Genomic DNA, 14601 nt, shown 5'->3' with positions numbered 1-14601 from the left:
GTTAGCCTCAGGGTGAGAGAACAATGGTTTCAATGGTGCGGCGCGATGTATTGGGATGGATGACGCTGGGCGCCTGTGCCCCGTGGCTGGCCGGCTGCTCCAGCCGGGGGCTGCGGCGGGGCCTGCGGACAGCCAGCCGGTCGACCTGTTGTATATCGCTGACACCCTCGATGCACGCCTGCCGGGTCGCCCGGTGGTGCCCGCCACACGCCTGGGGCCGGCGACGCGCATCGGCCAGGCACCTTGGATTACCGGGGCCAATGCGCGTTTTCGCCAGGCCGATGGCAGCCAGTTGGATGGCCTGCTGGATGCCTCCTTAAGTGACGGTGTGCAAACCGGCGGCTACGCGGTACTCGGCGCGGTGTTGCAACGCCTGCGCGATGAAGCCGGGCCTGAGAATAGCCTGACCCTGGAAAACGGCCAGTGCTGGAATGGCAGCGGCCTGGCCTACCTGACCCGTGGCCTGTCCGGGGTCCAGGGTAGCCAGTTGCTCGGCAGCGAAGTGCGAGTCAGCAGCGACGAGCGCGTGCTATGGCCCGAACAATGCCAGGGCCTGTACCAGCAATTCGGCCACCCGGTGCTGGGCGCCGGGCTGGCCAGCGCCAGCGCGCAACGCCTGGCCACCCCAGGCATGCAGGTGTTCCGCCGGGGCGGCGTGCGCATCGCTGTGGTTGGCATTACCGACCCTTATGCGCGGGACCAGCAAGGATCCTTGAAAGAGTGGTTGCACAGCCTGCAACCGGTGCTCACCCAGGCCCGCGAAGAAGCCGACCTGGTGGTGGCCCTGGCCGATGTCGGTACCGGCCCGGGCTTCTGGCTGGCCGAGCGCCTGAGTCAGGTGGACTTGATGTTGTGTGCCCGTGGCCAGGACCTGTGGCCGCAGCCGGTAGAAATCCTGCAAAGCTCCGGCAAGCGCGTCCCGGTGGTGCTGGGCGGGACCCGGGCCAGCGGCGCCTTCCGTATCCGCTGCCAGGCCCAGGCCGGGCAATGGCGCTTTGATGCGCGCTTTTTTGCGGCCCAGGCCAGTGCGTTGGACGCTCCCGCCCAGGCCCACGCCCAGCGCCTGCAACCACGCCTGCAACAACAGCGCGCAGCCCACGCGGCGTGGCTCGACCAACCCTTGGCCAAGGCCCCGGAAAACCTCTGGCGCCGCGATGTACGCGCCGGCAGTTGGGATCGCCTGTTGCACCAGGCCCTGGCCCGCGAGCCCCAGAGCGCAGTACTGCTGCCGGGCCTGCGCTACGACAGCCCCTTGGCCCGTGGCCAGATGATTACCCGCGAACACTTGATCAGCCTGAGCGCTAGCTACCCGGCGCCGGTCGTGGATGTCCCGGCGCAGCAGGTGCGCCAGGTCCTGGAAAACGGCGCCGAACAGCTGTTTGGCGAGCCACTGCTATTGGATAACAGCCAGGACTTGCCACGCTGGCTCGGCCAACCCTGGCAGGTCACCTATAGCCCGGGCGGCAAGCGGGTCAGTGAGTTTGCCGAGCCAGTCGGCACCTGCCGCACCTTTGGCCTGGGCTTTGCCGCCGATGCCGGGCAACCGCTGTGGCAGCACCTTGAAGGCTGGTTGCGCGAGCAGCCGGCGGATTGGCAACTGGCGCCGCTGCAATTGCCCGAAGTGCGCTACGTGCAGGGGCATCCGGGATGGCATCCACGGAGCCTGGTCAGTTGAACCGTGCGGGCAACCTGCTGCTGGCAACGCTCCTGGCCTGGCTGGCAGCGCAATGTGTGCTGCAACTGTGGCACGGCATCGCGCAACCGATCGCGCTAAACCCGCCAGCGGCGCCGGTCGCCGACCTGTTGAGCAACCACTGGACACCGCGTCAGGCCCCCAGCGACGACCTGCCGTTGACCACCCTCAAGGTCGATTACCTGGGCAGCCTCAAGGCCACGCCGCTGCGCGCCACGGTACTGGTCCTGCGCTATCAGCAACAAGAACGCACGCTGACCCTGGGTCAGCGCCTGGCCCCCGGCATCGTACTGCAAGACATTGATGACCGTGGGCTGATTTTCGACAATCAAGGGCAGCGCGAGCGCTTGCCATGGCCGACTGAGCGACCGGTGATCGGCCTCAAGCGCAAGGAATGAACCGACGATGCACATGATCAATAAATGCCTGGGCCTGAGCGCATTGTGCCTGGCCTTGAGTGTGACTCCAGCCCACGCCGAAGACGCGCCGGCCTTGTATGAAGTGAACTTCATCGACACCGAACTCACGGACTTTATCGACAGCGTGTCGCGCATCACCAACACCACCTTCATCATCGACCCACGGGTCAAGGGCAAGGTCACGGTGCGCAGCCTCGATATGCTCGGCAGCGAGGCCATCTATGACATCTTCCTCGCCCAGTTGCGCGCCCAGGGTTTTGCTGCGGTCAACCTGCCCAATGGCAGCGTGAAAATCGTGCCGGACCAGGCCGCACGCCTGGAACCGGTGCCGGTGGAGTCTGCGCGCCAGGCCGTGCAAGCCAACGATGGCATGGCTACTCGGGTATTCAGTGTGCGCAATGCCGCCAGTGAACAGATGCTCAATATCCTCAAGCCGCTGATTGACCCCCGGGTGGGAGTGATCAGCCCGTACCCGTCGGCCAACCTGCTGGTAATCACCGACTGGCGCAGCAACCTCGACCGTATCGACGCGCTGTTGCAGCAACTCGACCAGGTCAGTCAGGAGCCCCTGGAAGTGCTGCCCCTGGTCAATGCCAGCGCCAACGACACCGCACAATTGATGACCCGCCTGCTGGCCCGCGAGCAGGGCGCCGATGGCGCGCAGGTGGTTGCCGACCCGCGCAGCAACGCGTTGCTGGTACGCGGCAGTGCCGACAGCCGCCAACGGGTGCGCGCGTTGCTCAAGCAATTGGACCAGCCACAAACTGCCTTGCGACCTTCGAACACGGTGGTGATGTACCTGCGCCATGCCAATGCGGCTGAGGTGGTCAAGGTGCTTCGCGGCTTGAGCCAGGACACCCCGGGCGCCGGTGGCGAAGGCGTGCCCACCGAAGGTGCGCCCAAGCAGATGGCGGTCAGCGCCTCAGGCATTCGCATGGAGTCGGAGGAGGGCACCAACGCCGTGGTGATGGTCGGCCCGGACAGCGAAATCGCCGCCTACCGCACCATCGTCGAACAACTGGATATCCGCCGCGCCCAGGTGGTGGTGGAAGCAATCATCGCCGAAGTCTCCGACACCCGCGCCCAGGAACTGGGGGTGCAATGGCTGTTTTTGGGCGATTCGTTTGGCGGCGGCGCGGTGAACTTTACCAATGGTGGGACGAGCATCGCTGGCCTGGCCGGGGCCGCTGGCAGCGGCGACACCGCAGGCCTGGGCAAGCTGTTGGCCAATGTGCCAGGGGCGACCGCCGGCTTCGGCAAGCTCAATGGCGGCGGGCTGAACTTCCTTGCGCTGCTCAATGCGTTGAAAAGCGAAAGTGGCTTCAACCTGCTCTCGACCCCGACCCTGCTGACCCTGGACAACGCCGAAGCGTCGATCCTGGTGGGCCAGGAAGTACCGTTTGTGACGGGCTCGGTGACACAGAACAACACCAACCCCTACCAGACCATCGAGCGCAAGGAAGTGGGGATCAAGCTGCGGATCAAGCCGCAGATCAATATCGACAACACCGTGCGCCTGGACATCGTGCAAGAGGTCTCGTCGATTGCCGAGAGTACCGGCGCCAGCGATGTGATCACCAACAAGCGCGAGATCAAGACCAAGGTCATGGTCGAAGACAACGGCCTGGTGGTGCTGGGCGGGCTGATCGGCGACGAGGCCAAGAACAGTGACCAGCGTGTGCCGTGGCTCGGCGATATCCCAGGGATAGGGCGGCTGTTCCGCTCCAACGCCAGCCAGCGCACCAAGCAGAACCTGATGGTGTTTATCCGCCCGCGGATCATGCGCGACGGCGAAACCCTGGCCCAACTGAGCAGCGAGAAGTACCGCAACCTAAAGGTCAATTCGAACCTGGCATTGCCCGCGATCTCCGATAACAACGCCTTGCTGCGCCTGTTCCCGGCCAGCCGCGAGCGTCTCGACGAGGGCGTGTGGTGAGTACGTTGTTGCCCTATCGACTGGCACGCCAGGCGGGCCTGGCGCGGGCGCCGGGCGCGCAAGGCTGGACCTTGTGTTTGCGCGAGGATGTCGACACCGACGCCTTGCAGGAAGTGCTGCGCGTGCATGGCCTGCCGACGCTGGTCGAGCACCTCGATCCGGCCCAATACGAACTGCGCCTTGGGGCGTTGTACCAGGCCGGCGAGTCGGCCACGGCAGCGTTGATCGAGGGCATCGGCGAGCAGGTCGATCTCGACAGCCTGATCAACGAACTGCCACGGATCGAAGACCTGCTGGAGAGTGACAACGAAGCGCCGGTGATCCGCCTGATCAATGGCCTGTTCGCTGAAGGCCTGCGTTTGCGGGCCTCGGATATCCATATCGAGACCTTCGAACAGAGCCTGGTGGTGCGCTTGCGGGTGGACGGCCATCTGCGCGAGATCCTGCGCCCGCCACGGGCCTTGTCGGCCATGCTGGTGTCGCGGATCAAGGTCATGGCGCGCCTGGATATCGCCGAAAAACGCCAGCCCCAGGACGGGCGCATTACCTTGCGCTCCGGCGGGCGCGAGGTGGATATCCGGGTTTCGACCTTGCCCGGCATTCACGGCGAACGTGTGGTAATGCGTGTGCTGGACAAGCAGGCCAACCTGCTGGACCTGAACAACCTGGGCATGCCTGCAGAGGTCGAACAGGCTCTGCGCGCCTGCCTGTCGCGGCCCAACGGGATCTTGCTGAGCACCGGGCCCACCGGCTCGGGCAAGACCACCACGCTGTATGCCAGCCTGAATGCGCTGAACGATGGTTCGTGCAATATCCTCACCGTCGAAGACCCAGTGGAGTACGCGATTACCGGCATCGGCCAGACCGCGATCAACCCCCGCGCCGGCATGACCTTCGCCAGCGGCCTGCGGGCGATCCTGCGCCAGGACCCGGACGTGATCATGCTCGGCGAAATCCGCGACCAGGAGACCGCCCAGATCGCGGTGCAAGCCAGCCTCACCGGGCACCTGGTGCTGTCGACGCTGCACACCAACAGCGCGGTGGGCGCGGTCACGCGGTTGCGGGACATGGGCATCGAACCGTTCCTGATCGCCTCCAGCCTCAAGGGCGTGATGGCCCAGCGTCTGGTGCGGCGTTTGTGCCATTGCGCAACGCCGGCACCGTTGCTGGCCGCCGAACGCCAGTTGTGGCCGGAGCTGGCCCTGCTGGAACACAGCTTTCACCCCCAGGGCTGCGACGACTGCCAGGGCAGTGGTTACCACGGGCGGATCGGCCTCTATGAATTCATCACCCTGGATGCCGGCTTGATCAGCCTGTTGTACGACGGCGCCAGCGAAGCGGCCATGCACGAATACCTCGCCGACAAGCGCCAGAGCCTGACCGCCATGGCCACCGAATGCCTGCGCCGTGGCGAAACCAGCCTGGAGCAGGTTCTGCGTGCGGTGCGCGACTGATGCCGACCTATCGCTACCAGGCGCTGGACCTGCGCGGCAATCGCCGCAAAGCCAGCATCCAGGCGGAAAGCGAGCGCCATGCCCGGCAACTGCTGCGTGAGCAGGGCCTGTTTGCCCGTGAGTTGCAGGTGCAGGGCGCAAGCCTGTCGAGCCCGCGCGGGCAACGGTTGAACCATGGGCAGCTGTGCGAATTGACCCGCCAGTTGGCCACGTTGTTGAGCGCCGGCATCCCCTTGGTGGATGCCTTGGCCACCCTGGAACGCCAGTTGGCGGAGCCGGCGATTCGCAACCTGCTGGTGGCGGTGCGCGGTGCCCTGGGCGAAGGTTTGAGCCTGGCCCAGAGCCTGCGCCGCCAGGGTGGGCAGTTCAATACGCTGTATTGCGCACTGGTCGAGGCCGGCGAGCGCTCGGGCAAATTGGCGCCGGTGCTGGAGCGCCTGGCCGAGCACCTGGAGCAAGTGCAGAAACAACGGCACAAGGCGCGCACGGCGTTGATCTACCCGGCGGTGCTGATCCTGGTGTCGCTGGCGGTGGTGATCGGCCTGATGACCTTTGTGGTGCCCAAGCTCACCGAGCAGTTCAGCCACACCGGGCAAAGCCTGCCGCTGATTACCCGGGTGCTGATCGGCGCCAGCGAGGGCCTGGTGATGCTCGGCCCGTGGTTGCTGGGGCTGGGCTTGTTGCTGGCGCTGGGCGCGCGGGTGTTGCTGCGCCAGGCGGTATGGCGCTTGCGCCGCGACAGCCTGGCCTTGCGCCTGCCGCGTATCGGCGTGCTGTTGTCGGTGCTGGAAAGCGCACGGGTCTCACGCAGCCTGGCGATTTTGCTCGGCAGTGGCGTGCCGTTGCTCGAATCCCTGGAGGTGGCCACCGCCACGGTTGGCAACCGGCAGATCCACCAGGCCCTGGAGGCGGTGCGTGAGCAGGTCGAAGGCGGCGTGACCCTGTACCGCGCCCTGAGTGCCAGCGGGCACTTCCCGCCAATGCTGCTGAACATGGTCGCCAGCGGCGAGGCCAGCGGCACCTTGCCCGACATGCTGGAGCGCGTCGCCGACAACCAGGAGCGTGGGTTTGCGCGCCAGGTCGACCTGCTGCTGGCGTTATTCGAACCCCTGATGATTCTGCTGATGGGCGCGGTGGTGCTGTTCATCGTGCTGGCGGTGTTGCTGCCGATCATGCAGCTCAATCAGGGCCTGAGCCTTTGAACAGACAACCTGAAAACGGAGAACTTGAAATGCAAAAGCACGCCATGCCTGGCAATCGTGCGGTCAAGCGTCGCGAGCGCGGCTTTACCCTGATGGAAATCATGGTGGTGATTTTTATCATCGGCCTGTTGATCGCGGTGGTTGCGCCCAGCGTACTCGGCAGCCAGGACAAAGCCATGCGCCAGAAGGCCCTGGCCGACCTGGCGACCCTGGAGCAGGCGCTGGATATGTACCGCCTCGACAACTTGCGATTCCCCACCTCGGAGCAGGGTTTACAGGCCCTGGTCAGCAAGCCGAGCCTGGAGCCCTTACCGCGCAGTTGGCGTGCCGACGGCTACATCCGCCGGCTGCCTGAGGACCCGTGGGGCAATGCCTATGGCTATCGCACCCCGGGGCAGCATGGCCGGGTGGACCTGTTTTCCCTGGGCGCCGACGGCCAGGAAGGCGGCGAAGGCACCGACGCCGATATCGGTAACTGGGACCTCTAGGCATGCAGCGCAGTCGCGGGTTTTCGCTCCTGGAAATGCTGGTGGTGTTGTTGATCGTCGGCTTGTTCAGTGCCCTGGGCGTGGCCTACCTGGACGCCGGCCAGGCGCCGATGCGCCAGGCCCTGGCCCAACTGGCCAGCGAGGCGCGCAGCCAAGCGGCCCAGGCGCGGCATGCCGGGCAGTTGCTGGGCTTGCGCTGGAATGGCCGCAGCCCGGAGTTCGTACGCTGGCAGGTGGGCCGGGGCGCGCCTGGGTGGCAGGTCGCACCCTCGCGCGGCGCGCCCTGGCCGGCCGGCTTGCAACCTGACTGGCCGGTGAGCCGCGAGCCCCAGGTGATGTTCACCCCGTCGGGGCTGGCCCGCCCGGTGTCACTCACCTGGCGCTGGGCCGAGGGCCGCCAGCGTTGGCAATGGCAAGCGGACAACACCTTGCATATCGCGACCCTGCCATGAAGCGCCAGCGCGGCTTTACCTTGCTTGAAGTCATGGTCGCCCTGGGGATTGCCGCGTTGATGGCGGTGATGGTCAGCCAGTTGTTGCGCCAGCGCATCGCCACCCATCAAGCGGTCGCGCAACATCGCCTGGGCAGTTTGTGCGCGCGGGAGCTGGAGACGCGGTTTGGCGTGGAACAGTACTGGCCGCAGATCAATGCGGTGAGCGGCGAGCTGCGTCAGGGGCCTGCCACCTGTTACTGGCAACTGACCCTGGGCAACACCGGGGTCAACCGCTTGCGCCGGGGTGAGTTGAGCTTATTTGCCGATCCCCAGCAGCGTCAGCCCCTGGGTCAGTTCAGCCTGTTCCTGGTGCGCCCATGAAGGCGGCGCAGCGTGGCCTGACCCTGATTGAACTGTTGGTAGCCATGGCCCTTACGGCGGTGGTCGGGGTGTTGCTGGCGGCCTTGGTCAATGGCTGGGTCAAGGTGCGTGAGCGCCTGGACGAGCCCGGCAGCGAACCCCAGGTATTGGAGTTCTGCATGGCCCTGGAGCGCCGCTTCGATGGCCTGGTGTTGCGCCAGTTGTACGAGCAGCGCTTGCCCCTGGACCTGGCGTGGCTGGAGTGGCAGCCGAGCCTTGGGCAATTGCAGTGGGTGGCCCTGGGCGCCTGGCCGCCGGCTGAGGGTGCGTCGCGCGTGCAACGTCAGCGCCTGCTGTTCGATGCGCGCCAGCAGCGCTTGAACCTGCTGGTCTCGGCCGACCTGTACGCCGCCGACAAGCCGCGCTGGCAACTCAAGGAGTCACTGGCGCCGGTCGAGCGCGCCACGTTCAGTTTTTACCAGGGCACGCGTTGGCTGGCCTTTCCTTCTACTGTTGCCGCCCAGCCCAATCGCGGCGTGCGGATCGAGTTCGAGCACCATGGAGCCCCTTATGTCTGTACTTTCGCCTTGCCCGATACCCAGCCATGAGCCGGAGCGCAGGCATGTTTGAGCGTCTGCGGGGCAAACCGCGGGAATGGTTGCTGGTGCGCCCACCGGCCACCGCCGAGGACCGTTGGCAGTGGTTGCATTACAGCGCGCACCGGGCTTGCGCAAGCGGCGCCTGGCCGCCACCGTCGGCGCTGCTGCAATTGCCGGGTGCCTTGATTATTCCAGCGCTCGATTGCAGTCACTTCTGCCTGCCGGCGCCGCCGGGGCTCAAGCGCCACGAGTGGCCGCAGTTGTTTGAAGAGTATGCGCAGCAGCCTGGCGAAGCGTTGCTGGTCAGCTGCCTGTCCCGCGAGGCCGGGCAGCTTGAGTTGTTGGTGATGCAACGCGAGCAGGTCCAGCAATGGCTGGCCGAGTGTGCCGCGCTTGGGCTGCAGATCACCCATGGCTGGGCGGAGTTGCAGTTGTTGCCGCCAGCAGAGCCTGGGCAGGTGGTGGAGTGGCGGCGCGAATCGCTGCGTTGCCTCAAGGCGCATTCCCGGCAATGGTTGGTGTGGCCGCCGGTATTGGGTGAGCGCTTGCCCCAGGCTTGGCGCGACCTGCCTGGCGAGACGCTCGAGGGCGACTGGCCGTCGCGCCTGGCGCGCCTGGAGCAGTTGCCCAGTGTGCTGGAGGGTATGCGGCCGACGCGTACACGGGGGCCGCGAGCGCCACGGGTGAGCCGCGTACAACGACACTTGCTGCTGGGTTGCGTGGTGCTGGCGGCGTGTTGGAGTGCGGTGTATCTGGTGCAGAGTCTGCGCCAGGTTGATGTTTGGAAAGCCCAGGTCAGGGCGCTGGCCGGGCCGGCCAACAACCCGCAACAGGCGCGTACGGCCCTGGCGCGGGTGCAGGGCGAGGCGACCGAATGGCAGGTGCGTCAACAAAAATCGTGGCCCTGGAGCAGGCGCTCTCGGGTTGGTTGCAGCAGCAACCGGGCTGGTCGGTGTCGCGCATCGAGTTTGACGGCAGTCGTTGGCGCCTGGCCTTGCGCGGCAATGGCCCCCAGCCGCTGCCCGCCGAATGGCAGGCCATGGCCCAGGCTGCCGGCGCGCAATGGACTGACCAGGCGCAACATGTCGCCGGTCAACTGCACCTGAGTTTTGATCTGGGAGAACAACCATGAAAGCCCGGATGCTGGAGTACCTGGCCCACTTCAACCAACTGCCGCCCAAGCGCCGCTATGGCCTGTTGGCCGGCTGGTCAACCGTCGGGCTGTTGTTGCTGGTGCTGGTGACACGGCCGCTGCTGGCGGCCTGGCAGGATGCCCGCCAGTGGCAGGCGTTGGCGCAACAGGCCGGCGCGCTGGTGCCGCCAGCGGCGTTCTCCAACGAGCAGTGGCAGGCCCTGGCCGTGTCGCGCCAATGGGTACTGACCCGCGTTGAACAGCAGGGCGACCGCTGGCAATTGCAGGGCGAGCTACCGGGGCCCCAGGCCCTGCAGCTGCTGCTACGGACCGTGCAAGAGCAGGGTGGGCGACCTGTGCAGTGGAGCCTGGAGCAGGGCGGCGGCCAGGGTTATGCCTTCAGCCTGGAAGTGGCGGCGCGGCCATGAGTCGCGCGGTCATCCTCTGGGGTATTTGGGTGTTCAGCCTGACCGTGCTGCTGGAACTGCCGGCCGCCTTCGTTGCCCGCCAGTTGCCATGGCCGACCGGCTGGCAGCCCGGCAGCGTTTCGGGCAGCCTGTGGACTGGCCGTGCGGCACGCGTCGGAGCCCTGGCGCCGGTGGACTGGAAGATCCGGCCGTGGGCGGCGCAAGTGAACCTGGGCTTTCAACAGCGCATCTGGGAGCTGTCGATCCGTGGCTGGCCGTGGAACTGGCAGGCGCAGATGGCACCGCGTGCGGTCAGCGCCTTGCCCGCGCCGATGTTCGTGCTGGACGGACGTTGGGAAGGGCGATTGCAGGTCAATGGCGCGGGCATGAGTTGCCTTCGGGCCGAAGGTGAATTGCTGGGGCACGAGCTGGCGCTGTTGAGCCCGTGGCTGGTCAAGCTGGGCAATACCCGGATCGAGTTGCAGTGCCGGGGTGGGGTGCAGTTGCTGGCGGATCTGCAACTGGCTGGCGAGCACCATTTCAAGGTCGAAGCCAAGCCACAGCGGTTGCAAGTAGACGGGCAGGTGGAGCCGGGTGCTGCCGCGATTCCGCTATTGGTACAGGCGCGATGGCTGCAGCCCGCTGCCCAGGCGTTCAGCAAGGTGCTGGGTAAACCCTGAGGGTTCGATGGATCACCAAAAACTGTCTATTGTCTATGGGCAGGTAGTCTCGCACTTGCGTGTGCGTGGTGTGATTTTCGGTGCGGGTTGTTAGGGCGCCCTGGCGCCTGGAGCGCTCATGGAAAAGCTCAACGTTGGCCCCAAGTCGTCGCTGCAAGGCAAGGTTTCCAATCTTTCTACTGCACGGGCTTATCTGCTCGCCTGTTCGCTGCTGCTACTGGCCATGTTTCTGTTGGTCGGGGTGTTGCTGGTGTCCATTGCCGAGCACTTGAATCACGATGCCGGCGAGCACAGCCGCATTGATATCGAAAACGCCCTGCTGTCGGTTGAGCGCGTCGCTGGTTCGACGGTCAAGGACTATGCGTTTTGGGGGGATGCCTACGAACACCTGCATCAAAAGGTGGATGTGGACTGGGCGTTTGTCCGGCAAAACATCGGCACGACGCTGTTTTCCGACTTCGGTTTCCAGGGGGTGTTTGTTGTCGATCCAGCCGGTCGCACGGTGTATTCGCTGATTGAGGGCCAACTGCAGAGCGTCGCCGTGCAGGACTGGTTGCACCTGCCGATCGAGCCCCTGCTGGCCCAGGCCCGGCAGGCCGCGACCAACAGCCAATCGGTGACCCGCCTGATACAGGCCGATGGCATGCCGGCGGTGTTGGCCGCCGCTGCGCTGACGCCTGGCACCGATCCGAACGTAGAGGCCGATAGCGGTCCCGCTTCGGTGTTGATCTTCATTGCCAAGCTGGCGCCGCAACGGCTGGCTGCACTGGGCGAGGATTTTGGTGTGCAAGGTCTGCGGGTCGCCCCGGCCGGCGGGGCGGCGGCGGGCGCACCGAGCCTGAGCCTCAGGGACAATGCAGGTGTTGTGCAATGGACCGCAGAGGATCCTGGGCGCCAGTTGCTGGGGCTGGTTGTGCCGCTGGTGACAGTTGCCGGCCTGATCTTTGCCTTGATGGCCTGGGTTATCCAGCGCCGCAGTACCGCTGCCGCGCGGGTCATGGACCTTAATTACGCCACCCTGCAAGCCAGTCGTGCGGCGCTGGCGGTCAGCGAGGAGCGCTTTCGTGATGTGGCCGAAGCGGCGTCCGACTGGATCTGGGAAGTCGATACCCAACTGCGGTTTACCTACCTCTCGGAGCGCTTTGATGTAATTACCGGCCTTGTCGGGGCCAACTGCCTGGGGTTGGCGGTGGATCAGCTGCTGACCTCTGATCAGGGCCTGTTGGCCATCTGGTTCAAGGACCACGCCCATCGCCCGAATGCCATCGTGCAGTGCAGCTATGTGTCTGGCGAGGGTCAGCGACGCATTTGCCGGCTGTCGGTGCGCGAGATACCTGGCCAGGGTTATCGAGGCACCGCCAGCGACATCACCGAAGAGGTCGAGGCCCGGCGGCGCATTGAATATCTGTCGCAACACGATGCCTTGACGGGGCTGGCCAACCGCACGCGCATGCAGGAATTCCTCGAGGGCAAGCTCAAGGCGGTGCCGACCCTGGCAAGGCCGTTGGTCATGCTCAGTATTGATCTTGACCGCTTCAAGCCGGTCAACGACCTGCTGGGGCACGCGGCTGGCGATGATGTACTCAATCAGGTGTCCCGGCGTTTGCAGGGCTGCCTGCGTGGGGATGATCTGGTGGCGCGCATAGGTGGCGATGAGTTTATGTTGGTGGTGGCGGGCGTGAGCTCGCCGCTGGAGGTGGAAGGCCTGTGTCGGCGCCTGATCGACTGCATAGAACAACCGTTTTACATCACCGAACATGAAGTGTTTATCAGTGCCAGCATTGGTATTGCCATGGCGCCGGCGGACGCGACCCTGGCCGAAGAGTTGCTGCGCTATGCCGATATCGCTCTCTACGAAGCCAAGGAAGGCGGGCGTAACACCTGGCGCTTTTATGCGGGCGATATGAACGCACGCATTATTGAGCGGCGCCAACTGGAAGCCGATTTGCGCCAGGCGATCAAGCACGGTGAACTGCGCCTGGATTTCCAGCCGCGCTACCGCATTGAAGGCAAGCGCCTGGCCGGTGCCGAGGCCCTGGTGCGTTGGGAGCACCCAAGGCGCGGGCTGCTGGGCCCCGACGTATTCGTCCCCATCGCCGAAGAAACCGGGCTGATCCTGCCGTTGAGCAACTGGGTGCTGCACGCGGCCTGCCAGACGGCCGCAGGCTGGCCTGACGACGTGATGATTTCAGTCAACCTGTCCTCCACCGAGTTCCAGCGTGGGCACTTGGTGTCGCGGGTCAAAGCGGTGTTGCTGGAGACGGGCTTGAACCCGGCGCGGCTGGAGCTGGAGCTGACCGAAAGTGTGATGCTCAATGACGAGAAAGTCGCCTTGAGCATCATGCAAGGCCTCAAGGCCCTGGGCGTGCGCTTGCTGATGGATGACTTTGGCACCGGCTACTCGTCGCTGAGTTATCTGCGCTCATTCCCCTTCGACGGGCTGAAGATCGACCGCAGCTTTGTCGGCGGCCTGACCGCCGGTGGTGGCGATCAGTCGATCATCCAGGCGATTGTCGGCCTGGGCCGGGCGCTCTCGCTGACGGTGACCGCCGAAGGCGTGGAGACCCTCGACCAACTCACGGCGCTGAAGGACGTGCAGTGCGATGAAGCGCAGGGTTTCTACCTCAGCGTGCCGGTGGATGCCCAGGCGATCAGCACGCTGATCACGGGCCGGACTGCTTAGCCGCTCCTGACCCTGCTTGCACTGACCGCATATAGATAATATGTTAACAATATAACTATAAATGGTCTGTGGGAGGGGGGTATGCCTGCCTTGTTCAACCCTTGCGTTGAGTTCGCCAACTGGAATCGTGACTTGCGTGCAGTCTGCGGCAATTTCAGCACCGCGCAGTCAGATCGACACAGTCTGTTTATTGGCAGCGTCCACGGCCAGGACGTGTGTGGCCTGGAGTTGGCGCATATCCGCACCAATGCCGGGCTGATCAGCCGCCATCATACCCACGGCGATGGCGACGATGACCGCCACTGTTTTCTGATCCTGCAGGGCAGCGGCCATCAACGCATCCGCCAGCAGCACCGGGTGATTGACCTGGGGCCCGACGATATCGCCCTGGTGGACTCGGCCCAGGCCTTCGAGATTGAGCCCCAGGGGCTGGTACAGAATATCTCGGTGCATCTGTCCCGCGCCGAGGTCGCCCGGCAATTCGGCCAGCAGCGCCTGTTTGGCAAGCTGGCGCGCAACAGCGTCGCCACCCATATGATTCGTGCATTGGTGCGCTCCCTGGAGGATGCGCAACTGAGTGAAGGCTATGGCGGCGAGAACGATGGCCCGGCCGTGGAGCAGGCCCTGATCGGCCTGGCGGTTGCCGGTCTGGACGAGCGCGCCGCGGGCCAGCCGGGCTTTGCCTGCGTGGGCCAGGACGACATTTATGGCCTGGCCACGCGCCTGGTGGAAGCCTCCCTGCAAGAGACCGAATTGAGCCCCGAATACCTGGCGCGGCACCTGAATGTCTCAGTGCGCCAACTCTACCGGCTGTTCGAGCAGCGGCATGAAAGCATCGCGCGCTACATCCAGCAGCGCCGCCTGGAGCGGGTGGCCCAGGACCTGCGCGCGCGGGATTTGCGGCATGAGTCAATCACCCAGATCGCCTTCAAGTGGGGGTTTGTCGATGCCGCGCATTTCAGTCGCGCCTTCAAGCGGCATTTCCAGCATGCGCCCCGGGACTTTCGCCAGCAGCCGCTATAGGCCGCGCTTTGGCAGGGAATGCCAAGGGCTTTGGCAGCCTCAGTCAAGTGGCCGCAGGTGGCAAACCCTCTAATAGCGTGGCCTGAGTCGAT

Annotated in this window: 14 protein-coding genes; all 14 read left to right on the top strand. The window is 65.1% G+C overall.

Features of this window, described 5'->3' with window-relative positions:
• Positions 1-55: 55 nt before the first annotated feature.
• The 14 genes from K1X80_RS15810 (at position 56) to feaR (ending at position 14509) form a co-directional block, all read left to right on the top strand.
• Positions 56-1675 carry a lipoprotein UxpA gene (locus K1X80_RS15810; protein WP_258571513.1) on the top strand — a complete coding sequence of 540 codons (1620 nt, stop codon included), beginning with the start codon at positions 56-58 and terminating at the stop codon, positions 1673-1675.
• Positions 1648-2091 (top strand): hypothetical protein, encoded by a 444-nt coding sequence (locus K1X80_RS15805; RefSeq protein ID WP_057440946.1) that lies wholly within the window; start codon positions 1648-1650, stop codon positions 2089-2091. The genes K1X80_RS15810 and K1X80_RS15805 overlap by 28 nt, the downstream gene beginning before the upstream one ends.
• Positions 2092-2098: 7 nt before the next feature.
• Positions 2099-4048 carry a type II secretion system secretin GspD gene (gspD, locus tag K1X80_RS15800; protein ID WP_143110470.1) on the top strand — a complete coding sequence of 650 codons (1950 nt, stop codon included), beginning with the start codon at positions 2099-2101 and terminating at the stop codon, positions 4046-4048.
• Between the two features lie 5 nt (positions 4049-4053).
• Positions 4054-5502, top strand: coding sequence for a GspE/PulE family protein (locus K1X80_RS15795; protein ID WP_081044222.1), 1449 nt, complete (start codon positions 4054-4056; stop codon positions 5500-5502).
• Positions 5502-6704, top strand: coding sequence for a type II secretion system inner membrane protein GspF (gene gspF / locus K1X80_RS15790; protein ID WP_120733348.1), 1203 nt, complete (start codon positions 5502-5504; stop codon positions 6702-6704). The genes K1X80_RS15795 and gspF overlap by 1 nt, the downstream gene beginning before the upstream one ends.
• Before the next feature lie 29 nt (positions 6705-6733).
• On the top strand, positions 6734-7192 hold the full coding sequence (gene gspG / locus K1X80_RS15785; protein WP_269835616.1) for a type II secretion system major pseudopilin GspG: 459 nt from the start codon (positions 6734-6736) through the stop codon (positions 7190-7192).
• Between the two features lie 2 nt (positions 7193-7194).
• Complete coding sequence (gene gspH, locus K1X80_RS15780; RefSeq protein ID WP_169989783.1) at positions 7195-7644, top strand: type II secretion system minor pseudopilin GspH; 450 nt, start codon at positions 7195-7197, stop codon at positions 7642-7644.
• Positions 7641-8006 (top strand): type II secretion system protein, encoded by a 366-nt coding sequence (locus K1X80_RS15775; RefSeq protein ID WP_057440952.1) that lies wholly within the window; start codon positions 7641-7643, stop codon positions 8004-8006. Before gspH ends, K1X80_RS15775 begins: the two co-directional genes overlap by 4 nt.
• Entirely contained in the window at positions 8003-8593 is a 591-nt protein-coding gene (locus K1X80_RS15770) for a prepilin-type N-terminal cleavage/methylation domain-containing protein (RefSeq protein ID WP_057440954.1), read from the top strand. Before K1X80_RS15775 ends, K1X80_RS15770 begins: the two co-directional genes overlap by 4 nt.
• A gap of 14 nt (positions 8594-8607) precedes the next feature.
• Entirely contained in the window at positions 8608-9690 is a 1083-nt protein-coding gene (locus K1X80_RS15765; protein WP_220172280.1) for a type II secretion system protein GspL, read from the top strand.
• A gap of 22 nt (positions 9691-9712) precedes the next feature.
• Positions 9713-10144, top strand: coding sequence for a type II secretion system protein GspM (gene gspM / locus K1X80_RS15760; protein ID WP_170044174.1), 432 nt, complete (start codon positions 9713-9715; stop codon positions 10142-10144).
• Positions 10141-10803, top strand: a complete 663-nt coding sequence (gene gspN / locus K1X80_RS15755; RefSeq protein WP_220172279.1) for a type II secretion system protein N — start codon at positions 10141-10143, stop codon at positions 10801-10803. The genes gspM and gspN overlap by 4 nt, the downstream gene beginning before the upstream one ends.
• Before the next feature lie 118 nt (positions 10804-10921).
• A complete protein-coding gene (locus K1X80_RS15750) occupies positions 10922-13486 on the top strand; it encodes an EAL domain-containing protein (RefSeq protein WP_057959310.1) in 2565 nt (854 codons plus the stop codon).
• 81 nt (positions 13487-13567) lie between these two features.
• Complete coding sequence (gene feaR / locus K1X80_RS15745; RefSeq protein ID WP_220172278.1) at positions 13568-14509, top strand: transcriptional regulator FeaR; 942 nt, start codon at positions 13568-13570, stop codon at positions 14507-14509.
• The last annotated feature ends 92 nt before the right edge of the window (positions 14510-14601 follow it).

The organism is Pseudomonas sp. So3.2b (genome assembly GCF_019464415.1).
GTDB classification, from domain to species: Bacteria; Pseudomonadota; Gammaproteobacteria; order Pseudomonadales; family Pseudomonadaceae; genus Aquipseudomonas; species Aquipseudomonas shahriarae.
Note: the sequence above shows the minus strand (reverse complement) of the source record. Positions and strands in the feature narration are given on the sequence as shown.